The sequence below is a fragment of the Pseudomonas sp. TE50-2 genome, assembly GCF_040813665.1.
GTDB classification, from domain to species: Bacteria; Pseudomonadota; Gammaproteobacteria; order Pseudomonadales; family Pseudomonadaceae; genus Aquipseudomonas; species Aquipseudomonas soli.
Map to the genome: position 1 here is coordinate 4,552,133 of NZ_JBFNXN010000001.1, position 22,778 is coordinate 4,574,910.

The 22,778-nt window shown below is 65.4% G+C and carries 16 protein-coding genes; 7 read left to right on the forward strand and 9 right to left on the reverse strand.

Features of this window, described 5'->3' with window-relative positions:
- The first annotated feature begins 476 nt into the window (after positions 1–476).
- Entirely contained in the window at positions 477–7,580 is a 7,104-nt protein-coding gene (locus AAHK21_RS20820; protein WP_367858220.1) for a retention module-containing protein, read from the forward strand.
- Positions 7,581–7,621: 41 nt separating this feature from the next.
- Here the strand turns inward: AAHK21_RS20820 and AAHK21_RS20825 are convergent, their stop codons facing one another.
- Together AAHK21_RS20825 and AAHK21_RS20830 are read right to left on the reverse strand one after the other, a co-directional pair.
- A complete protein-coding gene (locus AAHK21_RS20825) occupies positions 7,622–7,987 on the reverse strand; it encodes a YbaN family protein (protein ID WP_023630695.1) in 366 nt (121 codons plus the stop codon).
- Positions 7,988–7,995: 8 nt separating this feature from the next.
- Entirely contained in the window at positions 7,996–8,583 is a 588-nt protein-coding gene (locus AAHK21_RS20830; protein WP_023630694.1) for a YecA family protein, read from the reverse strand.
- A gap of 244 nt (positions 8,584–8,827) precedes the next feature.
- Between AAHK21_RS20830 and recQ the strand changes: the two genes are divergently transcribed.
- Entirely contained in the window at positions 8,828–10,975 is a 2,148-nt protein-coding gene (gene recQ, locus AAHK21_RS20835; protein ID WP_046854601.1) for a DNA helicase RecQ, read from the forward strand.
- Between the two features lie 138 nt (positions 10,976–11,113).
- Positions 11,114–11,551 (forward strand): MarR family transcriptional regulator, encoded by a 438-nt coding sequence (locus tag AAHK21_RS20840; protein WP_038706592.1) that lies wholly within the window; start codon positions 11,114–11,116, stop codon positions 11,549–11,551.
- A gap of 80 nt (positions 11,552–11,631) precedes the next feature.
- Here the strand turns inward: AAHK21_RS20840 and AAHK21_RS20845 are convergent, their stop codons facing one another.
- Positions 11,632–13,818: a patatin-like phospholipase family protein gene (locus tag AAHK21_RS20845; protein ID WP_367858221.1), complete on the reverse strand. Its 2,187-nt coding sequence runs from the start codon at positions 13,816–13,818 to the stop codon at positions 11,632–11,634.
- A 66-nt stretch (positions 13,819–13,884) separates the two neighbouring features.
- On the opposite strand from AAHK21_RS20845, the gene AAHK21_RS20850 reads away from it, so the two are divergent.
- The gene (locus tag AAHK21_RS20850; RefSeq protein ID WP_023633166.1) at positions 13,885–14,166 is read left to right on the forward strand and encodes a SelT/SelW/SelH family protein; all 282 of its coding nucleotides are present in this window, start codon (positions 13,885–13,887) and stop codon (positions 14,164–14,166) included.
- Here AAHK21_RS20850 and AAHK21_RS20855 read toward each other — a convergent pair whose 3' ends face one another.
- Together AAHK21_RS20855 and AAHK21_RS20860 are read right to left on the reverse strand one after the other, a co-directional pair.
- The gene (locus AAHK21_RS20855) at positions 14,167–15,054 is read right to left on the reverse strand and encodes a DMT family transporter (RefSeq protein ID WP_367858222.1); all 888 of its coding nucleotides are present in this window, start codon (positions 15,052–15,054) and stop codon (positions 14,167–14,169) included.
- A 170-nt stretch (positions 15,055–15,224) separates the two neighbouring features.
- Positions 15,225–15,998, reverse strand: coding sequence for an AraC family transcriptional regulator (locus tag AAHK21_RS20860; protein WP_367858223.1), 774 nt, complete (start codon positions 15,996–15,998; stop codon positions 15,225–15,227).
- A 124-nt stretch (positions 15,999–16,122) separates the two neighbouring features.
- Between AAHK21_RS20860 and AAHK21_RS20865 the strand changes: the two genes are divergently transcribed.
- On the forward strand, positions 16,123–16,938 hold the full coding sequence (locus tag AAHK21_RS20865) for a UDP-2,3-diacylglucosamine diphosphatase (protein WP_046854605.1): 816 nt from the start codon (positions 16,123–16,125) through the stop codon (positions 16,936–16,938).
- 56 nt (positions 16,939–16,994) lie between these two features.
- Here the strand turns inward: AAHK21_RS20865 and AAHK21_RS20870 are convergent, their stop codons facing one another.
- Together AAHK21_RS20870 and AAHK21_RS20875 are read right to left on the reverse strand one after the other, a co-directional pair.
- On the reverse strand, positions 16,995–17,579 hold the full coding sequence (locus tag AAHK21_RS20870; RefSeq protein WP_046854606.1) for an HD domain-containing protein: 585 nt from the start codon (positions 17,577–17,579) through the stop codon (positions 16,995–16,997).
- Between the two features lie 101 nt (positions 17,580–17,680).
- Positions 17,681–17,992, reverse strand: coding sequence for a DUF962 domain-containing protein (locus AAHK21_RS20875; RefSeq protein ID WP_023631733.1), 312 nt, complete (start codon positions 17,990–17,992; stop codon positions 17,681–17,683).
- A gap of 154 nt (positions 17,993–18,146) precedes the next feature.
- Between AAHK21_RS20875 and AAHK21_RS20880 the strand changes: the two genes are divergently transcribed.
- The gene (locus AAHK21_RS20880; RefSeq protein WP_046854607.1) at positions 18,147–19,193 is read left to right on the forward strand and encodes an AraC family transcriptional regulator; all 1,047 of its coding nucleotides are present in this window, start codon (positions 18,147–18,149) and stop codon (positions 19,191–19,193) included.
- On the opposite strand, the gene AAHK21_RS20885 is transcribed toward AAHK21_RS20880, so the two are convergent.
- Positions 19,150–20,604, reverse strand: a complete 1,455-nt coding sequence (locus tag AAHK21_RS20885; protein ID WP_367858224.1) for a TrkH family potassium uptake protein — start codon at positions 20,602–20,604, stop codon at positions 19,150–19,152. The genes AAHK21_RS20880 and AAHK21_RS20885 overlap by 44 nt on opposite strands.
- A gap of 189 nt (positions 20,605–20,793) precedes the next feature.
- On the opposite strand from AAHK21_RS20885, the gene AAHK21_RS20890 reads away from it, so the two are divergent.
- A complete protein-coding gene (locus tag AAHK21_RS20890; protein ID WP_038706586.1) occupies positions 20,794–21,351 on the forward strand; it encodes an NAD(P)H nitroreductase in 558 nt (185 codons plus the stop codon).
- Between the two features lie 36 nt (positions 21,352–21,387).
- On the opposite strand, the gene AAHK21_RS20895 is transcribed toward AAHK21_RS20890, so the two are convergent.
- The gene (locus AAHK21_RS20895; protein ID WP_367858225.1) at positions 21,388–22,776 is read right to left on the reverse strand and encodes an ATP-binding protein; all 1,389 of its coding nucleotides are present in this window, start codon (positions 22,774–22,776) and stop codon (positions 21,388–21,390) included.
- Positions 22,777–22,778 lie beyond the last annotated feature (2 nt).

Sequence of the window (22,778 nt, forward strand, 5' to 3'; positions counted from 1 at the left end):
CTGGTCTTGAATAATGTCCTGCTATTCGCCAAAAAAATGACGAAAAATTAGAATCAAACCGTTTCAGGTTTGTAACAACAGAGCTAAGAACATTTACCGGGCTAGCTAAGAAGATTTTTTCATAAGATATATGCGAAAAAAAACTTATGCGGTCTAAGGAATCCGGGACATTGTTTCATTCAGGTGGTTACGGGAATTGGCTGAGACAGGCGATTTTCGGGCCTTGGTGAAAGTTCCAGATTTTTTGCAGCTAAGGAGACAGGGGAGGAAGGCGAAAGCGGAATTTGGCGACAAAAAAATGGCACTCAATAATGGCCATTCGCCCTGTCCACTATCGCGGCAGTCGTCACAAGGAGCGTGGTTTCTCACGAACGTGACAGCAACGGTTCCAACAACCATGGCACTCGGAACCTTGCGCACATTACCCGGCACGCCTTGATCTGCGAAAAGCCCATCGGCAGGGGAGGCGTACGCTCATGGCTAAATTAGTCGGTGTGGTCGGCAAGGTAGTCGGCCAGGTATTCGCGGTGGGCGATGACGGTCATCGCCGTCTGTTGGTGGAAGGGGATCGCCTGTTCGCCGGCGAGCAACTGGAGACCGGAAGCGAGGGTGCGGTGGCGGTGCGCTTGCAAAACGGTGCCGAGCTGACCCTGGGCCGTGGCAGCAGCCTGGAGATGACCCCCGACCTGCTGGCAGATCGCGCTCCTCATGTACAAGCGCCGGACGCGCAGCCCAGCAACGCCCAGCTCAGTGACGTCGAGCAACTGCAAAAAGCCATTGCCGCAGGCGCCGACCCCACGCAGGAAGCCGAAGCCACCGCGGCGGGCGGCAACCCTGGTGGCGTGTCGGGTGCGCTCGGTGGCGGCCACAGTTTCGTGATACTGAGCGAGGTGGCCGGTCGGGTGGATCCCACCATCGGTTTCCCTACGGCGGGCTTCAACGGCTTCCCTTTGCTGGCCAATCTCGAACTCGGTGGCCTCGATGGCAATGACGACGCACCCCTGCCGGCCACCACGCCAGCCGCAGACAATCCGGTCAGCCTCACCGGCCTGGATGTCAGCCCTGCCGAGTTGATCCTGGATGAGGCGAACCTGCCCCAGGGCTCGGCCAGCAACCCTGCGGCCTTGACCCAGTCGGGAAGCTTCACGGTGGTTGCCGCCGATGGCGTGTTCAACCTCAGTGTCGGAGGCATCAATGTGGTCACCGCGGGCGTGGTGACCGGCGTCGGCCAGTCCATCGTCACCGGGCTCGGCAATGTGCTGACCATCACGGGCTACAACCCGGCCACGGGCGTGGTGAGCTACAGCTACACCCTGACCGGCGCGGAACATCATCCGGACGGTGCCGGGACCAATACGCTGGGCGAGCAGTTCCCGGTGCTGGTCAGCGACACCGATGGCGATGTGGCCAGCGGCACGCTGGACGTTATCGTTCGTGACGATGTGCCACGCGCCGTGAACGACAGCAATGCCAGCACCGCCACCGAACAGCATCTGGAACTCAGCGGCAATGTGCTGACCAACGATATCCAGGGCGCGGACCGCATCCCCAGCGGCCCGGTGGTGGCCGGTACCTTCGTCGGCACCTACGGCACCCTGGTGCTGGCGGCGGATGGTTCCTACACCTACACCCTCAATACCAACGATCCGGACTTCAAGAACCTGCACGGTGGCGGCAGTGGGGTGGAGAACTTTACCTACACCCTGAAAGACGCCGACGGCGACACCAGCACCGCGACCCTGACCCTCAACGTCAGCAACCTCAATGACCCGGTGACCCTTGGCGGCCTGGACGTCAATGGCGGCGAGCTGACCGTCTACGAGAAGAACCTGGCCGACGGCAGTGCACCCAATCCCGGTGCGCTGACGCAGAGCGGCACCTTCACGGTGGCGGCGCCCGATGGCCTGCAGACCTTGAGCGTCGGCGGCATCAACGTGGTCAGTGGCGGCGTGGCGGCAAGTTTCCCGCAGTCGATCACCACGGCGCTGGGCAATACCCTGACCATCACCGGATACAACCCGGCCACGGGTGTGATCAGCTACAGCTACACCTTGCTGGACAACGAGAGCCACGCCAGTGGCGGCGGCGCCAACAGCCTGTCCGAGCATTTCACCGTCACCGCCACGGACACCGATGGCAGCACGGCCACTGGTTCGCTGGACGTGAACATCATCGACGACCTGCCCAAGGCCAATCCCGATGCGGCCAGTGTCGTCGAAGGCGGCACGGTCAGCGGCAACGTGCTGGACAATGATACGTCCGGCGCGGACGTACGCGCTGATGGTCGTTACGTGGTGGGTGTGCGAGCCGGCTCCGATACCTCGACATCGGCCAGTGGCCAATTGGGCGATCCGGTCCAGGGCCAGTACGGTTACCTGACCCTCGATGCCCAAGGCAACGCCACCTACCACGCCAACCCCAACGCCGTCGCTCCGGCGGGCGCCACGGATGTCTTCGTCTATACCGTGCGTGACAGTGACGGTGACGAAAGCACTACCACCATTACCATCGACGTGCGCGATTGCTCGCTGATCGCCGGGCCTGACAGCGAGGTCACGGTCTACGAGAAAGCGCTTGACCTGAACAAGGATGGCAACGACCTGGCGGGCGGCAATGTTATCGGCAGTGAACCGGGCTCCACCGGCGAGACGGCCAGCGGTTCGTTGGCCAGTTCCGTCAGCGGTGGTGTGGGGGGGCTGACCTTCACCCTGGTCGGCAACGCTACCGGCCAGTATGGCCAGATCCAGCTCAATACGGATGGTACCTACACCTACACCTTGACCTCTGCGCCGAACTCGCCGAATCACGTTAACGACGGCCCGAATGTGCTGACGGAATCCTTCACCTACCAGGTCAAGGATTCGCTCGGCAACACCACCACCAGCACCATCGTGATCAGCATCGTCGACGACGTGCCCAAGGCTTACAGCGACTTTGCCAATGTCTACGAAGGCGGCACGGTCAGCGGCAATGTGCTGGTCAACGATGTGACCGGCGCCGATGTGCGGGCCGACGGGCAATACGTGGTGGGTGTGCGCGCCGGCAGCGACACCTCGACCTCGGCCATCGGCCAGCTGGGCAGCAACGTGGCGGGGCAATATGGCTACCTGACGCTCGACGCCCAGGGCAATGCCACCTATCACGCCAATCCCGATTCGGTGGCACCGGCCGGTGCCACGGACGTGTTCGTCTACACCATCCGCGATGCCGATGGCGACGAAAGCACCACCACGATCACCATCAACGTGCACGACAACTCCCTGGTTGCCTGCCCGGATGACACGGCCAAGGTCTACGAGAAGGCGCTGGACCTGACCAAGGACGGCAACGACTTGGCAGCGGGCAATGTCACCGGCAGCGATCCGCAGTCCAGTGCGGAAACCACCAGTGGTTCGCTGGCAGGTTCTGTCAGCGGCGGTATCGGTGCCTTGACCTTCACCCTGGTCGGCAATGCCACCGGCCAGTATGGCCAGATCCAGCTGAACGCGGATGGTTCCTACACCTACACCCTGACCTCGGCGCCGAACTCGCCCAACCACGTCAACGATGGCCCGAACGTGGTTACCGAGAGCTTCACCTACCAGGTCAAGGATTCGCTCGGCAACACCACCACCAGCACCATTGTGGTCAGCATCGTCGACGACGTGCCCAAGGCCCATAGCGATTTCGCCAATGTCTACGAAGGCGGCACGGTCAGCGGCAATCTGCTGGTCAACGACGTGGTGGGTGCCGATGTGCGTGCCGATGGGCAGTATGTGGTCGGCGTGCGCGCAGGCAGCGATACCTCGACCTCGGCCATCGGCCAGCAGGGCAGCAACGTGGCGGGGCAATATGGCTACCTGACGCTCGACGCCCAGGGCAATGCCACCTACCACGCCAACCCCAATGCGGTGGCGCCAGCCGGTGCCACGGACGTGTTCGTCTACACCATCCGCGATGCCGATGGCGATGAAAGCACCACCACCCTCACCATCGATGTGCACGACATTTCGTTGGTGGCCTGCCCGGACGAGACTGCCAAGGTCTACGAGAAAGCCCTGGACCTGACCAAGGACGGCAACGACCTGGCAGCGGGCAACGTCACCGGCAGCGACCCGCACGCCACCACGGAAACTACCAGCGGTTCGCTGGCAGGCTCGGTCAGCGGCGGTATCGGTGCCTTGACCTTCACCCTGGTCGGCAATGCCACCGGCCAGTATGGCCAGATCCAGCTGAACAGCGATGGTTCCTACACCTACACCCTGACCTCGGCGCCGAACTCGCCCAACCACGTCAACGATGGCCCGAACGTGGTCACCGAGAGCTTCACCTATCAGGTCAAGGATTCGCTCGGCAACACCACCACCAGCACCATCGTGGTCAGCATCGTCGACGACGTGCCCAAGGCCCATTGCGACGTGGCTTCGGTCAAGGAGGGCGCCAGTGTCAGCGGCAACGTGCTGGACAACGACGTGGTCGGCGCCGATGTGCGTGCCGACGGGCAGTACGTGGTCGGTGTGCGCGCCGGCTCCGACACCTCTACCTCGGCCATCGGCCATGTCGGCGACACCATCGTCGGCCAGTACGGCTACCTGACCCTGGACAGCCAGGGCAACGCCACCTACCACGCCAACCCCGACAGCGTGCCGGCCGCCGGCGCGACCGACAGCTTCGTCTACACCATCCGTGACGCCGACGGCGACGAGAGCACCACGACCATTCGCATCAATGTGCAGGACAGCAAGCTGGTGGCGTGCGAGGACAGCGACGTCACCGTGTACGAAAAAGCCCTGGACCTGCACAAGGACGGCAATGATCTGGCCGCCGGCACCGTCACCGGCAGCGATCCGGGCTCCACTGGCGAGACGGCCTCCGGCAGCCTGGTCGGTTCGGTCCAGGGCGGCGTCGGCGCGCTGACCTACAGCCTGGTCGGCAATGCCGTGGGCCAGTACGGGCAGATCCAGCTCAATGCCGACGGTTCCTACACCTACACCCTGACCTCGGCGCCGAAGACCCCGGGGGGTGCCAACGACGGCGCCAACACCGTCAACGAGTACTTCACCTACAAGGCTACCGACGCCTTGGGCAACAGCGTCACCAGCACCATCGCCATCAACATCGTCGACGATATGCCGACGGTCCAGTGCGCGGTACGCAGCATCACGCCCGGCCAGGTGGACTCGAACATCCTGCTGGTGGTGGATGTGTCCAGCAGCATGGCGGCAAGCTCCGGCGTGCCGGGGCTGACCCGCCTGGAACTGGCCAAGCAGGCGATCAATGCCTTGCTCGACAAGTACGACGAGATGGGCGACATCAAGGTGCAGATCGTCACCTTCGGCACCGGTGCGCAGGTGCAGACCCCGGTGTGGGTCACGATCGGCGAGGCCAAGAACCTGATCGCCGGGCTCAGCCCAGGTGGCTCGACCTACTACGATTCGGCGGCGACCAAGGCCCAGGAAGCCTTCGCCACCACCGGCAAGCTGGTAGGCGCGCAGAACATCAGCTACTTCTTCTCCGACGGTGAGCCCACCAATGGCCATGCCATGACCGCGCCACGGGAAGCCGCCTGGGAATCCTTCCTCGACAGCAACGGCATCAAGTCCTACGCCATCGGCATGGGCAGCGGGGTCAACGAGGGCAACCTCAATCCGCTGGCCTACGACGGCAGCAGCCATACCGATACCAATTCGGTGGTGGTCACCGACCTCAGCCAGCTGAGTGCGGTGCTCTCCGGCACGGTGCAGGGCGCACCGATTACCGGCAGCCTGATGAGCGGCGGCGATTTCGGGGCTGATGGCGGCTTCATCAAGGCGCTGCTGGTCGATGGCACCACCTACACCTACGATCCGAAGGCCAATGCCGGGCAGGGCGGTTATGCGGCCAGTGGCGGCGCGGACAAGGCCACCTTCGACACCGTGAGCAACAGCCTGAGCATCAAGACCGGCCTGGGCGGCACCCTGGTGGTGAACATGGACAACGGCGAGTTCACCTACACGCCACCGAAGGACAACGGCAGTGGCCAGGTGGAGAAGTTCGGCTTTACCGCCAGCGACAACGACGGCGATACCCGCAGTGCCAGCCTGATGATCAACATCAACAGCAATGGCGCGCCGGTCGCGGGTGCCGACCACATCATCACCAATATCAAGGGCGCCACCCTGACGGTGCCGGCAGAGGCGCTGCTGGCCAATGACCGCGACCCGGACCACGACACCCTGAGTGCCGCGCCGACCACCTTCAATACCAACTTCGCCGACAAGGGCGCAGGCTTCACGGCGGGCACCCAGGCGCAGACCATCAAGTTCGACGCCACCGCCAACAAGGCCGAGAACCAGTTGCGCGACCTGGCCCGCAGCGAGTTCACCAGCCTCAACGGCAGCATGACCGCTGCCCTGGTGGTGGCTGGTTACCTGGGCTCGATCAGCACCGCCAATGCCAACGACGAGGACACCCTGACGGTGACCCTGCGCAAGGGCGAAACCCTGACCCTCGACCATGACCGGCCCGCGGGCAACCTGCTGATGGAATGGAAGGATGCCAGTGGCAGCTACCAGACCATCGCCGACGGCGGCAGCTTCACGGCCACCCATGACGGGGTGTACAGCATCCATGTGATCAATACCGAGAACGCCGCCGGCAACAGCAAGGCTGCCGAGAACTACAAGCTGAGCCTGGTGGTGGACTACAGCAATGCCAGCAACGAGGACTATCACGGCAGCTACACCGTCAGCGACAACCATGGCGGCTACGGCACCGGAGCGGTGGATATCACTTACCAGGCCGGCAACACCCTTACCGGCACCGGCGGTGACGATGTACTGCTGGCCGGGGCCGGCGATACCACCCTCAACGGTGGCGCCGGCAACGATGTGCTGGTGGCGGGGGCGGGCAACAACAGCCTGCACGGTGGTGATGGCGACGACCTGCTGATCGGTGGTCCTGGCAACGACCTGCTCGACGGCGGAGCCGGCAATGACACTGCCAGCTACGCCAAGGCCACCGCCGGCGTGATCGTGGACCTTGGCCATGTCGGGCAGCAGAACACCGTCGGCGCCGGGCTGGACACCCTCAGCGGTATCGAGAACCTGATCGGCTCGGACTACAACGACACCTTGACCGGCAATGACGGTGACAACCTGCTCAACGGCGGCGCGGGCAACGATGTGCTCAAGGGCGGTGCCGGCAACGACATCCTGATTGGCGGGCCGGGCAACGACACCCTGACCGGTGGCAGTGGCAACGACAGCTTTGTCTGGCAGAAGGGCGATACCGGGCATGACACCGTGACCGACTTCACCCCCGGCAGCGATCGCCTGGATCTGTCGCAACTGCTACAGGGCGAGAACGCCACCAGCGCCTCGCTGGACGACTACCTGCACTTCAAGGTCAGCGGCAGCGGCGTCAATGTGGTGTCGACCATCGAGGTCAGCAGCGTTGCTGGCGCGGCGCCGACCCAGACCATCGACCTGGCCGGAGTGGACCTGGCGCAGCATTACGGGGTGTCGGCCGGGGCGGGCGGGCTGATCGCGGCCGGGCATGACACCGCGACCATCATCAACGGCATGCTCAATGACCATTCGTTGAAGGTGGACACGGTGTAAGCCAGCAGCCCATCGCGGGGCAAGCCCGCCCCGCGATGGCGTCACTGTGGCCGGTGCAAGGTCTTCTGCTTGAGGATCCAGGCGCTGACCAGCACCGCGCTGGTCAGCATGAACGCCCGCGCCCAGAACAATGGCACCAGGTAGCAGGACAGCCCGATGCTGGCCCACATCAACCCGATCGCATAGACCTTGCCCTTGAGCGGAATCCCCTCACCGCTGAGGTAGTCGCGGATCCACGGCCCGAGTTTCGGGTGGTTCACCAGCCAGTGGTGAAAACGTGGCGAGCTGCGGGCGAAGCAGGCTGCCGCCAGCAGCAGGAACGGGGTGGTGGGCAATACCGGCAGGAAGATCCCCGCCACCCCCAGCGCGACGCTGAGCCAGCCGGCGGCCAGCAGCAGGTAGCGCACCACCTCGATCAGTGGTGGCGTGGCTTGAGCAGGGCGGGCTTCTCTTCGGGGGCGTGCAGCAGCAGGAACAGTGCGCTCAGTGCCTCGGGGATCTGCACGATCATGTCGTCCTGCAGGTTGGCGTTGCCGGCAATGTCGGCGAACTCGGGTTGTTCGTCGAACAGACCGGAACCGACCATGATCGGCAGGAGCATTTCGCTGACTTCTTCCTCGGCGTTCTCGAACCAGGCCTCTTCACGCAGGAACACGCCCTCCATGAAGCCGATGCACCAGCCGCGCAGGTCGGAATCGTCCGGCTCTTCGGTCAGGTCTAGTTCACAAGGCAGGTCGAATTCCTCGTCGCTGGCCAACTGGCGGGCGATGTGGCCCTTGAGCGCGACCAGGGTGGCCTCGATCTCGGTGCGCTGGGCATCGCTGGCGTAATGGGGCTCTTCGGCGAACAGCGCGTCGATCCATTCGCGTTCTGGAACTTCCTCGGAGCAGATCGACAGCGCGGTCAGGTAGCCGTGGGCGGCGACGTAGTCCAGCGCTTCTTCGTGCAGCTCATCGGCGTCGAGGAAGGCTTGCAGGCGGGTCAGTTGCTCGGCGAAGGACATTACAGGGCTACCTTGGGGAATAAACGATGCTGAATTCTAGCACCTTGCGGCGCTCGCGGGGCAAAGCGAACGTCTGTCACCGGGGCATGCCGGGGTACGCGGCAGTCGGGTATACTCCGCGGTTTTTCGTGCCAGGTGGCGTTTTGCGGCCATCCGGCAAAAACCGCTTACGCATTCGGTGTGTGCGCGGCGGATTTATCGTCCAGCCTGAGTCCAGGATGGTACGGCGATTTTGGAGTGGCAAATGCTCGAACAGGCTCAGCGCGTCCTCAAGGATGTCTTCGGTTACGACAGTTTCCGCGGGCGCCAGGCAGCGATCATCGAATGTGTGGCGGGCGGTGGCGACGCGCTGGTACTGATGCCCACCGGTGGCGGCAAGTCCCTGTGCTTCCAGGTGCCCGGCTTGCTGCGCCCTGGCTTGACGGTGGTGGTGTCGCCGCTGATCGCGCTGATGGACGACCAGGTCGCCACCCTCGACGAGCTGGGCGTGGCAGCCGCGGCGCTGAACTCCACCCTCAGCGCCGAGCAGCAGCGCGACCTGGCCGGGCGCCTGCGCCGCGGCGAGGTGAAGATGCTGTACCTGGCCCCCGAGCGCCTGGTGCAGCCGCGCATGCTGGACTTCCTGCGTGGCCTGGACATTTCCCTGTTCGCCATCGACGAGGCCCACTGCGTCTCGCAATGGGGTCACGACTTCCGCCCCGAGTACCTGCAGCTGGGCCAGCTTGCCGAGCTGTTCCCTCATGTGCCGCGCATCGCCCTGACCGCCACCGCCGACATGCGCACCCGCGAGGAGATCGTCCAGCGCCTGCACCTGCAGGGCGCCGAGCGTTTCCTCTCGAGCTTCGACCGGCCGAACATCTTCTACCGCATCGTGCCCAAGGAGGCGCCGCGCAAGCAGTTGATGGCGTTCCTCGGCGAGCGGCGCGGCAACGCCGGCATCGTCTATTGCCTGTCGCGCAAGAAGGTCGACGAGACCGCGGCCTTCCTTTGCGACCAGGGCTTCCCGGCGCTGCCGTACCACGCCGGCCTGGCTGCGGAAACCCGCGCCGCCAACCAGCACCGCTTCCTCAACGAGGAAGGACTGATCATGGTCGCCACGATTGCCTTCGGCATGGGCATCGACAAGCCCAACGTGCGCTTCGTTGCCCACCTCGACCTGCCCAAGTCGCTCGAGGCCTATTACCAGGAGACCGGCCGTGCCGGCCGTGACGGCCTGCCGTCGGACGCCTGGATGGCCTACGGCCTGCAGGACATGGTGATGCTCAAGCAGATGCTGCAGAACTCCGAGGGCGACGAGCGCCACAAGCGCATCGAGCAGCACAAGCTCGACGCCATGCTGGCCCTCTGCGAGGAGACCCGTTGCCGCCGCCAGTCGTTGCTGGCCTATTTCGACGAGGTGCTCGAGCAGCCCTGCGGGCACTGCGACAACTGTGTCGACAACGTGCAGACCTGGGATGCCACCGAGCCCGCGCGCCAGGCCTTGTCGGCGGTGTTCCGCACCGGCCAGCGCTACGGCGTCGGCCATCTGGTCGATGTGCTGTTGGGCAAGGACACCGAGAAGGTGCGCAATTTCGGCCACGAAAAGCTGTCGGTGTTCGGCGTCGGCAAGACGCTGGCCGAGGCCGAATGGCGCTCGCTGTTCCGCCAGTTGGTGGCGCGCGGGCTGGTGGACATCGACCTGGAAGGTTACGGCGGCCTGCGCCTGTCCGACAGCTGCCGGCCGCTGCTGCGCGGTGAGGTGAACCTGCAACTGCGCCGCGACCTCAAGCCGCAGACCGTGGCCAAGGCGTCCGGCGGCAGTGGCGGCAGCCCGGCCAGCCAGCTGGTGCGCGCCGAGGAGCGGGAACTGTGGGAGGCGTTGCGCACCTTGCGGCGCAAGCTGGCCGAAGAGCACAGCGTGCCGCCTTATGTCATCTTCCCCGACTCCACCTTACTGGAGATGTTGCGCAGCATGCCCACCAGCCTCAGCGACATGGCCCAGGTCAGTGGCGTCGGCGCGCGCAAGCTGGAGCGCTACGGCCAGGCCTTCCTCGAGGTGCTCAATGGCGCCGGTGGCACCGAGGAAGCGCCGAAGGTGGTGCTCGACCTGCGCCACGAACTGGTCAGCCTGGCCCGCGCCGGCATGACGCCGGCGCAGATCGCCGGGCAACTCAACTGCACCGAGAAGAACGTCTACAGCTTGCTGGCCGAGGCCATCGGCCGCCAAGAACTGAGTCTGGAGCAGGCGCTGGACCTGCCCGAAGAGCTGATGATGGAAGTACAGGATGCCTTCCTCGATGGCGAGGGCGAGCTGCCGCCGGTGTCCGCTGTGGCGCCGCTGTTCGGCCAGCGGGTGCCGGAAGGTGTGCTGCACTGCGTGCGGGCGGCGCTGGCGGTGGAGTTCGGCGTGTGATTGCCGGCATTTGTGCCATTTGCTGACCTTTGTCATACCCTTACATGATTATCAGTCATTTCCGTGGCGTCGAACCTTGCCTGATCGGTCGGGCCATGGTTAGCTGGCTAATAATTAGTTCTATTCATTGAGTTACTTATGCCCCTGACCGACAACCAACACCGCTTCGGCATGCAGCTGGCCCAGATGTCCCGAGGCTGGCGCGCCGAGCTGGACCGCCGCCTGGCCGGGCTCAATCTGTCGCAAGCCCGCTGGCTGGTGCTGCTGCACCTGGCCCGGTTCGACGAGGCGCCGACCCAGCGTGAGCTGGCCCAGAGCGTGGGCGTCGAGGGCCCGACCCTGGCGCGCCTGCTCGACAGCCTGGAAAGCCAGGGGCTGGTGCGCCGCCAAGCCGTGATGGAAGACCGTCGGGCCAAGAAAATCCTGCTGTGCCCACCGGCCAAGCCGCTGATCGACCAGATCGAGACCATCGCCAATGCGTTGCGGCTCGAGTTGTTCACCGGGGTCGACGAGGCCGACCTGGAAGTGTGCATGCGCGTGCATGCGAAGATTCTCGATAATCTCGAGAAGTCCTGAGTTTTACCCGGATCGCGGGGCAAGCCCGCTCCCACAAGATTTTGCTTGGCTTGTGGGGGCGGCTTGCCCCGCGATCATTTCTAGAAGGTATGCCCCAGGTTCAGGTACACCGCCTTCTCATGTGCATCGTTGGCGCCATAGCTCAGGTTCAACGGCCCCAGCGGCGTTTCCAGCCCCAGGAAGATGCTCGCCGCATTGATGTAGCCGCTGTCGAACTCGTTGTCGTTGTTCCACGCACGGCCGCGCTCCAGCGAGCCGCCCAGGTACAGCGGGAAGTCCAGCGGCAGGTAGGCGCGTGGCGTCAGGCGGCGGTAGTAGACCATGCGCAGCAGGCTCATGTTCTGCCCGGAGATCGAGTCCTGGCGGAACCCCGATAGCTGCCGTGCGCCGCCGAAGACGAAGCTTGAGGTGACCACTTCGGCATCGTCCAGGGTTCGCCCGTAGCGCCCGCCCAGCACCAGGGTGTTCGGCCCGCTGCTGATGGCCTTGTCCAGGTTGAACAGCCACTGCCGGTAGTTCTGGTCCGAATCCAGCGACTTGTCGTACTTGCGCACGGTCAGGCCGATGTCTTCGCCGCTGTGCGGGAAGTAGACGTTGTCGAAGGTGTCGAAGGAGTACTTGAGCTCGTAGAAGCCCTCATTGAAGCTGACCTTGGGCAGGTCCTGGTCGCCGATGCGCACCTCGGCGTTGCCCCAGGCCTTGCCCACGCCCAGGCGAACCTCGCCGTAGGTGCCGATCTGCCGCCCGACATTGAGCCCGAAGCCGTAGCGTTCGAGGCGGTATTCGGCCACCGGGTCGTTGTCCAGGGTGGCCTCGACATTCTGCGAACCCAGGGCCAGATAGGGGGCGATGAAGTAGCGCGAGCCCACGTCCAGCGGCTGGTAGAACTCGCTGTACAGCTCCTGTTCGTCGCCGATCTGGGCCCGGGTCAGCCATTCGCCGCCGAGCCGGTTGATGCCGTTGACCCGGTAGCTGGCGCCAAGGTTGAAGGCGCTGTCGCCGCGCAGGTCGTCCGACAGGTTCAGGCCCAGGCGCAGGTAATCGGTACCGCCACGCCGCCCGCGGGCGTTGATCACCAGGGTATGTTCATCGCCCTTGTGCGCGACGCGGTATTGCACCTGGTCGAAGTAGTCCAGCCCGTAGAGGGTGCCCATGTCGGTCTGCAGGCGGCCGAGGTCCAGCGGTTCGCCGATGGGTTGGCGGATGTAGTAGCGGATCACGTCGTCGCTGACCTTGGAGTCATTCTCCACCTTGATGGCGGTGATGATCGGCGTGCGCTGCTTCGGTGAACGCGCCATTGCCAGGTTGCTGTCACCCTCGGGCCGGCGCAGCGCCGCCAGGCGCGGATCGAGGGCGCGGGTGGCGCGGTAGCCGGCATCGATCATGTCCTGGGCGCGGCCGAAGTCGGTGACACCGAACGCGGACAGCGGCGGCTGGACGAGGATGTCCTCGCGGCGCAGGCTGGCCAGCTGTTCCTCGGAGTTGCGCCGGGTCATCAGGGTGATCGACTGGTTGAGTACATCCACTACCGTGGCCAGTTGCTTGCGGTTGCGCAGCGGGGTGCCGATGTCGACGACGATGGCCAGGTCCACACCCATCTCGCGCACCACGTCCACCGGGATGTTATCGGTCATGCCGCCATCCACCAGCAGCCGGCCGTCCAGTTCCACCGGGGCGAAGACCGCCGGGATCGACATGCTGGCGCGGATCACCTGGGGCAGGTGGCCACGGCGGAAGATCACCTTCTCGCCACTGGTGATGTCGGTGGCCACGGCGCGGAACGGGATCGGCAGCTTGTCGAAGTCGCGCACGTCGGCGGCATGGGCCAGCTTGCTTTCCAGCAGCAGGGCGAGGTTCTGGCCCTGGATCACGCCCAGTGGCAGGCCCAGGCTGCCGTCGTCGCGAAAGCTCAGCTTCTGCTTGACCAGGAAGTCGCGGTCGTCCTGCTTGCGTCGGAACGGCACGTCCTTGCGCGGCGGGGCGTCGGACAATGCCTGTTGCCAGTCCAGGGTGGTGGCCAGTTTTTCCAGTTCGGCGATGCTGTAGCCCGAGGCGTACAGCCCGCCGACCACCGCGCCCATGCTGGTGCCGGCGATGGCATCGATGCGCACGCCCTGTTCTTCCAGGGCCTTGAGTACGCCGATATGGGCCAGGCCGCGGGCGGCACCGCCCGACAGCACCAGGCCGATTTTCGGCCGCGCCGTTTCGGCGGCATGCAAGGTGATGGAAGTGAGCATCAGCAGGAGGCAGAACAGCAGGCGGCGCATCGTGAGTCTCAAACCAGAGGGTAAAGACCGCTAGTATAAGCGGCCCTTCCTACGGAGTTCCCCGACATGGCAGACAGCAAGCCACAAATTGTCATCACTTATTGCACCCAGTGCCAATGGCTGCTGCGCGCCGCCTGGCTGGCGCAGGAGTTGCTCAGCACCTTCGCTGACGACCTCGGCCAGGTCGCCCTGGAACCTGGTACCGGCGGGGTGTTCCGCATCACCTGCGACGGCGTGCAGATCTGGGAGCGCAAGGCCGACGGCGGCTTCCCCGAGGCCAAGGCGCTCAAGCAGCGGGTGCGTGACCAGATCGATCCGCAGCGCGACCTGGGTCACAACGATCGCTGATCAGGCGCTTTCGGCCACGGTCTGCCGGGTGGGTTGTTCGGCGGCCAGGCGGCTGGACAGGATGATGGCGAAGATGATCAAGGCACCACCGGCGAGCATGCTCAGGGTCGGCTGTTCGGCGAACACCACCCAGGCCACGGCGATGCCATACACCGGTTCCATGCCGAACACCACCGCGGCGGTACGTGCCTTGATCACCGCCAGGCTAGCGACGAACAGGCTGTGGGCGACGCCGGTGCAGAAGATGCCGAGCAGGGCGATCCATAGCCAGTCCATGGGCGCCACCGCAGCCAGGCCCGGCGCGGCGAACGGCAGCAGGCACAGGCTTACCACCAGGTTCTGCCACAGCGCCGCCTGCACGGCGGGCAGGCGCCCGGAGCCGGCGCGGTTGGTCAGCGACAGCAGCGAGAACAGCAGGCCCGAGAGCAGCGCCCAGAGCAGCCCGCCGGTGGCCTCGCTGGCCAGGTCGAAGGCGGGGGTGACCAGTACCAGGCCGATGCTTACCAGCAGCACCAGCACAGCCTCGTTGCGGCGGATGCGTTCACGGAACAACAAGCCTTCAAGAATCACCGTGAATGCCGGAAAGCTGGCGAAGCCGAGGGTGGCGATGGCCACGCCGCCGACCTTGACCGCGATGAAGAAGCTCACCCAGTGCCCGGCCAGCAGCACACCGCCCAGCAACAGGCGGCGCAGGTCCTGGCCGCGCAGCGGTTGCCAGGCCTGGCGCGCCAGGCCGGCGAACAGGCCCAGGGCCAGCACGGCGAACGCGGCACGGCCAAAGACGATGATCGAAGGGCTGGCACTGGCGGCCAGTTTGCCGAAGACGCCGGTCAGGCCGAAGAACAGCGCGCCGATATGCAGGGCGCCGAGGGCGGTGCGGTGGTTCATGGTGGTCCCTAGAGTGTGAGGTTTCCTTTACCAGCCCTTCGCCGGCAAGCCGGCTCCCACAGAGGTGCGCGCGATCCTGTGGGAGCCGGCTTGCCGGCGAAGGGCCGGTACAAGCGCCAGAAATAGTGGCTGCAGTGTAAAAAAAACTGCAGGCGCTTTCTGTCGCCCAGCTAGCGTTCCTTGTCGCCAGACTCGCGCCGCAACGCCAGCGGCGTGCAGCCGAACGCCCGCAGCACCGCCGCGCTGAATGCGCTCTGCGAGCCATACCCCACGCGCGCGCCAATCTCACCCACCGGCAACACCGTCTCACGCAACAGCCGGCGCGCCATCGTCAGCCGCCGTTGGCGGATGTAGTCCATCGGCGTCAGGCCGCACTCGCTGGCAAACCGCGCATGCAGCCGCGCACTGGACAGCCCGGCCAGCCGCGCCAGGTCGGCGACCTGCAGCGGGTAGGCGGCGTGCTGCTCGATATGGCGGTCGAAGGCGGCATAGGGCAGGCGCCTGCTGGCCAGTACCGGGGCGCAGGCCTGTGGATTGAGGCTGGCCAACAGCAACACCGCGCCCTGGCGGGCAATCAGCGGGTCGTCCACGGGGCTGCTTGCCAGCCAGTCCACCAGTTGCTGCTGGCGGCTGTCCAGGCTCAGGGGGCCGGGGCGGTCGAGCAGGCGGCGGCTGTCGTCGGCGTGCTCGCCCAGATGATCGCCGAGCCAGTGTCCGCCCGGTACGTCCAGCACCAGGCAATCGCTGCCCTCGCGGCTCCCGCACGTGTGGTGGGCACCGGCGGGAACCACCATCAGGTCCTGGCGAGCGACCCGGCCGCCGCGTCCATCCACCTCGAAATCCAGGCGCCCGCCGAGGCCGAACACCAGCTGTGGATGGTCGTGGCTGTGGGCGATCAGGTCGTGGCGGTAATGGCGCAACGAGAGCAAGGGGCCGGCGGTCATGGTGAGTCCTCACGGGGCAGGCGAAGATTGTACACCTGCAGGCGCGGGCAGGATGGTAATGTACCTGCCACCAATCTGTCACCTGCGCCTGCCAGTCTCCAGCAAACAGCGCCGGAGCCTGCCCATGAGCCACGCCGAACCCCTTCGCCCTTCACGCAAGCAGCGTGTCCGTACCCTGTGGATTTCCGATGTGCACCTGGGCACCCGCGACTGCCAGGCCGAACACCTGGCGCACTTCCTCAAGGGCTACCAGGCCGAGCGCATCTACCTGGTCGGCGACATCATCGATGGCTGGAAACTGCGCAGCGGCATCTACTGGCCCCAGGCCCACACCAATGTCATCCGCCGCCTGCTGACCCTGAGCAAGCGCGGCACCGAGGTGATCTACGTTACCGGCAACCATGACGAATTCCTGCGGCGTTACTCGAAACTGATCCTGGGCAACATCCAGCTGGTGGACGAGGCCGAACACCTCACCGTCGATGGTCGGCGCTTGCTGGTGATCCACGGCGACCAGTTCGACGTGATCACCCGCTACCACCGCTGGCTGGCTTTTCTTGGCGACCGGGCGTACGAGTTCACCCTGGTGCTCAACCGTTGGCTCAACCACTGGCGCGCCCGTTACGGCTATGGCTACTGGTCGTTGTCGGCGTACCTCAAGCACAAGGTCAAGGGCGCGGTTAACTTCATCAGCGACTTCGAGGATGCCATCGCCCACGAGTGCACCCGGCGTGGCTTCCATGGTGTGGTGTGTGGGCATATCCACCATGCCGAGATCCGCCAGGTGGGCGAGGTGGAGTACCTCAACTGCGGTGACTGGGTGGAGTCGTGCACGGCGCTGATCGAACACTGGGACGGGCGGATCGAGCTGTATCGGTTTGCCGAGGCGCAGGCGCGGGAGGCGGCGCTGCGCTTGGCGGAGCTGGGCGAGCCGGCGTAGTGTCTCGTCGGCTGCGCCTGTGATCGCGGGGCAAGCCCGCTATCGGTACTGGCAGATCAGGCGGTGGCTTGCAGGGCCGCCTTGTAGATCGACTGCCTGGGCTGGGCGAACAAGCGCTCGAGCATCGGCTCGAAGAACGCAAGCGGCAGGCTTTCATAGTCCGGATCGAACGCCGCCGCGTCGTAGCGGGCGCAGAACTCGAGGGTTCGCTGGTAATGCGGGTGATCGCGGAATTGCTCGCGCAGGTGGCGATCCATGCCCAGGTGGTGGAAGAAGTAGTAGCCCTGGAAAATCCCGTGTTTCTCGATCATCCACAGGTTCTCGTCGCTGACGAACGGCTTGAGGATCGCCGCGGCGATATCCGGGTGGTTGTAGCTGCCCAGGGTGTCGCCGATGTCATGCAGCAGGGCGCAGACGACGTACTCTTCATCGCGGCCGTCGCGGTGGGCGCGGCTGGCGGTCTGCAGGGAATGGCTCAGGCGGTCGATGGGGAAGCCGCCGAAGTCGCCGTCGAGCAGGCGCAGGTGGGCGAGGATGCGTTGGGGCAACTGCTGGGCGTAGGCGCGAAAGTCGTCGGCGATGATCGCCCAGTCCTGAGCGGTGCCATCGCGCATGTGGCTGAAACTGGCTTGCTTGCTCATCACCGCGTGCCGCTCGTGTCGGGGAACATACCGCAGTGTTGGCCAGGATCCGGGCTTTGGTAGTGGCCGGCCGGGACGTGAACCTGGCCTTGCGGGCCGATTCAGAGGCTCAGGCGGCCCAGCAGGATGTCGCGGAACATGGCGAAGTCGCCGACCAGGCTGTACCAGGGGTGGCTGAAGGTGGCCGGGCGGTTCTTCTCGAAGAAGAAATGCCCGGCCCAGGCGAAGCCATAGCCGGCCAGCGGCACGGCCAGCAGCAACAGCCACTTGCCGCTGCCGATGCTGTAGGCGAGCAGGGCGATCACCAGGCTGGTGCCGACGAAATGCAGGCGGCGACAAGTGGGGTTGCTGTGCTCGCCCAGGTAATAGGGATAGAACTCGGCAAAACTGCGGAACTGCGCGGTGCGGGTCATGGCGGGCTTCCGGATCTGCGGGTCTTGCTGACAGGATACACGGCGTGGAGCCTGAATCGAGTCTAGAGTCACTGGGTGCCGTGGCCAGTGACAATAGGCGCCAATTGAGTATCCTTTCAGTTCACCGCAGGAGCGGTCAGCACAAGAGCCTGTCATGAGTGAGAGAACCACGTCAGCCAGCTGGGCATCAGGGATCGTCAAGGCACTCGAGCTGGAAGGGCTCGATTGTCCGGCCATGTTCAAGCAGCTCGGGCTCGACTTCGCCGCCCTCGACGACCCCGACGCGCGATTCACCCAGGATTCGATGACCCGCCTGTGGCAACTGGCGGTCGAGCTGTCGGGCAACGAGGCCATCGGCCTTAACATGGCCCGGGTGGTGCGCCCGGCCTCGTTCCATGTGGTGGGCTATGCGCTGATGTCCAGCCGCACCCTTGCCGAGGGGTTCGAGCGCCTGGTGCGTTATCAGCGCATCATCGCGGAGAGTTCGGACCTGAGCTTTCGCCACGAGCCCGACGGCTATGCCCTGGTGCTGACCGTGCATGGCGACCACCTGCCGCCGACCCGGCACAGCGCCGAAGCCTCGCTGGCCTGCGCCCTGGCGTTGTGCACCTGGCTCAGCGGGCGGCCGATCCAGCCGCGGCGCGTGCTGATCCAGGGCGCCCTGCCGAAAAATGTCGAGCCGTACAAGGTGGCGTTCCACGCGCCGCTGCAGTTTGGCGCGGCCCATGACGCGCTGGTGTTCGCACGCGCCGACATGGAGGCGCCGTTGCCTACCGCCAACGAGGCGATGGCGGTGCTGCACGACCGTTTCGCCGGTGAGTACCTGGCGCGTTTTTCGGAAAGCCGGGTAACCCACCGCGTGCGCCAGGTGCTGTGCCGCATCCTGCCCCAGGGCGAGCCCAAGCGCGAAACCGTGGCCCAGGCCCTGCACCTTTCGCAGCGCACCTTGCAGCGGCGCCTGCAGGACGAGGGCACCAGCTTCCAGACCCTGCTCGACGACACCCGCCGCGAACTGGCCGAGCAGTACCTGGCGCAGCCTGGCACCACGTTGCTGGAAACCGCCTACCTGCTGGGTTTCGCCGACCCGAGCAACTTCTACCGGGCGTTCCGCCGCTGGTTCGACAGCACGCCGAGCGAGTACCGCACGCGCCTGTCGGTCAGTGACGCCAGAACGCCGGCATGCACAACACCAGCACCGTGATGATCTCCAGGCGGCCCAGCAGCATGCCGCCGGCAAGGATCCATTTGGCGGCATCCGGCAGCGTCGCGTAGTTGCCGGCCGGGCCGATCACTTCGCCCAGCCCCGGGCCGACGCCCGAGACGGTCCCGGCGGCACCGGTGAGCGCGGTCATCCAGTCCACGCCCAGCAGCGACAGCAGCAGGGCGATGATGCAGATGGTGATGGCGAAGAAGAACGAGAAGGTCAGGATCGAGCGCACGATCTCTTCGTCGAGGCGGTGGCCGTTGTATTTCTGCTTGATCACCGCGCGCGGATGGATCAGCTGGTTGAGGTTGGCCTTGAGCAGGATGTAGGCGACCTGGAAGCGGAAGATCTTGATACCGCCGGCCGTCGAGCCGGAGCAGCCGCCGACGAAGCCCAGGTAGAAGAACAGCATCAGCGAGAAGTTGCCCCACAGGCTGTAGTCGCCCAGGGCAAAGCCGGTGGTGGTGACCACCGAAGTGACGTTCAGCGCCACGTGGCGCAGGGCATCGAGCCAGTGCAGCTCGGTGGTGGCCCAGTACCAGGTGCCGAGCACCAGCCAGGTGGCCACCAGCATGGCCAGCAGGCCCTGCACCTGCTGGTCCTTGATCAGCGCCCGGCGGTGGCCGCGCAGGGTGGCCACGTACAGGGTGAATGGCACGCTGCCCATGATCATCACCACCACCGCGACCCAGTGCACCGCAGGGATGTCCCATTTGGCCAGGGACTGGTCGGAGGTCGAGAACCCGCCGGTGGAGATCGCCGACATGGCGTGGTTGATCGCATCGAACAGGCCCATCCCCGCCCACCAGAAGGCCAGGCTGCCGAGCACGGTGATGCCGACGTACACCGCCACGATCGACTTGGCGACCATGTGCGAGCGCGGCATCACTTTCTCCGAACGGTCGGAGGACTCGGTCTGGAACAGGCGCATGCCGCCGATGCGCAGCAACGGCAGGATCGCCACGGCCATGCCGATGAAGCCGATGCCGCCCAGCCAGTGCAGCATCGAGCGCCACATCAGGATGCCCGGCGACATGCTGTCCAGGCCGCTGAGCACGGTGGCGCCGGTGGCGGTGATGCCGGACATGCTTTCGAAGAAGGCATCGGTGTAGCTGATGTGCTGGGTCAGCAGGAAGGGCAGGGCGGCGAACACGCAGACCACCAGCCAGCTGCTGACGGTCAGCAGGTACATGTCGCGGGGGCGCAGGTGCACGTGCTCGGGGCGGCCGGGGATGACCAGGCCGAGCCCTGCGAGGAAGGTGATCAGGCTCGACCAGAGGAACGACGGCATGTCGCTGGTGCGCTCGAAGACCACCAGGGTCGCCATGGGCACCACCATGCTCACCGCCAGGGTGATCAGGAAGATGCCGATGATGAAACCAATGATCCTTAAGGTCGGCAACGCCATGTGATCTGCTCTGACTCGCTACGGAAAGGGCGCCATTCTACCTGTGGGCCGGGTCTTGTAAACGCCGATTGCTGGCCTCAACGGAGCGGGCTTGCACCGCGATGGCCGGATCGCGGGGCAAGCCCGCTCCCACGATCCCCCTCGATGGTGCAGAATGGCCGCACTTTCAATCTGCCAGGAGGGTAGCCCATGGAGGCTCTCGACGCATTGCTCAACCGTGTTTCCGTGCCACGCCTGACTGACCCGGCGCCCAATGCCGCCCAGCGCGAGGCGCTGTTCCAGGCCGCATTGCGTGCGCCTGACCATGGCCAACTGCGCCCCTGGCGTTTCCTGACCATCGAAGGGCAGGGCCGGGAAAAGCTCGGCGAGCTGTTCGCCGAAGCCGTGCAGGCCAAGGGCGAAGCCACCCAGGCGGCGCTGGACAAGGCCCGGGCGATGCCGCTGCGCGCGCCGTTGCTGATCGTGGTGATCGCCCGGCTGCAGGATCACTTCAAGGTGCCGAAGATCGAGCAGCGCCTGGCCGCCGGCTGCGCCGCCCATGGCATCCTGATCGCCGCCCATGCCCAGGGTATCGGCGCGGTATGGCGCACCGGCGACATGGCCTTCGACGCCCATGTGCACAAGGGGCTGGGGCTTGCCGAGAACGAAGAGCTGATCGGTTACCTGTATGTCGGCACGCCAATGGCCGAGCCACGCACCGCGCCGATCCTGGAAACTGCCGAGTACGTCAGCGCCTGGGGCGAGTGATTGAGTGGGGCCGCTGCGCGGCGGCCCCTGTATCAGTCAGCCAGCGCTAACTTCATTGGGCAGCTCCAGCGTAGCCACGAACCCACCCTGCGGATGGTTTGCAAGCTTCAGGCTGCCACCATGCCGCTCCGCCGCCTTGCGCGCAATCGCCAAACCCAACCCATGCCCTGGCGCCTCCTGCCCCGGTGCCCGGAAGAATGGCTCCCCCAACTGCTCCAGATATTCCGTCGCCACCCCCGGTCCATGGTCGCGCACGCTCAGCACGATACGGTCCTGTTCGCGGCTGGCGCGCAGCTCGATCGGCTGCCCGGCCGGATTGAAGCGCAGCGCATTGCGCAGCAGGTTGTCCACCGCCCGCTCGATCAGCGTCGGCCAGCCTTGCAGGGTCAGGCCCGGCTGCATCTCCAGACGCACCTCCTGATCCGGCGCTGACAACTGGGCATCCTTGCGCACGCCGCCCAGCAAGGCATTGAGGTCCACCGGCTCCGCATGCGCCTGCTCGGCATCGACCCGGGCGAGCACGAGGATTTCGCTGATCAGGTCTTCCAGACGATCGCATTCGCGGGTCAGGCGTGGCCACAGGGCCTGACGCTGTTCCGGTTCGGCGCGCTCGGCCAGGGCCAGGGCGATGCGCAGCCGGGCCAGTGGCGAACGCAGTTCGTGGGACACATCGCGCAGCAGCTGACGCTGGCTGCCGATCAGGCTCTGCAGGCGTGCGCCCATCTTGTTGAAGTCGTTGGCCAGCACGCCGAACTCGTCGCGGCGCACGGCCAGCCGCGCCAGGCTGTTCTGCTGGTAGCTGGTCTGCCCCAGGTCGTGCACGGCGCCGCGCAGACGGCTGAGCGGGCGGGTGATCGACAGGGTTACCAGCAGGCTGAACAGGGTCAGCACCACCAAGGCTATGCCCAGGGCGCTGAGCGGCCAGATCAGGCTTTCGCGGTGCCAGGCGGCCAGCTCCGGGTGGGGGATACGGTAGATCAGCAGGTAGGTCTCACCGCTGCCGGGGCTGGTGTATTCCTCGGTCAGGCGGCGCCACGGCAGGCGACGTTCGTCGTTGTGCTGGCGTGCCTCGAAGGCGGCGGCGCGGCGCGGGAAGGTGCCGGGTACCACGGCATCGCCGCTGTCGTCGAGCACCTGCACGTCGATCTTGTAGCGCTGCTTGCGCCGTTCCAGGAAGCGTTGCGACGACTCCAGGCCTTCCTGTTCGTAGTGCTGGGCCCAGTGGCTGGCCAGGTTGTTCAGGCCCGGATGGCGGCTGAGGATCCAGGTGTCCTGGTTGAGCATGTGCCCGAGCAGGATCGACAGCCCGGCGACCAGGGCGATGGCCAGCCAGAAGCTGGCCAGGATGCGCCAGAACAGTGAACGCAAGACAAGCACCTCCAGGAAATGGCGAAAGCCCGGCGCGCTGGGAAGCGGGCCGGGCATCG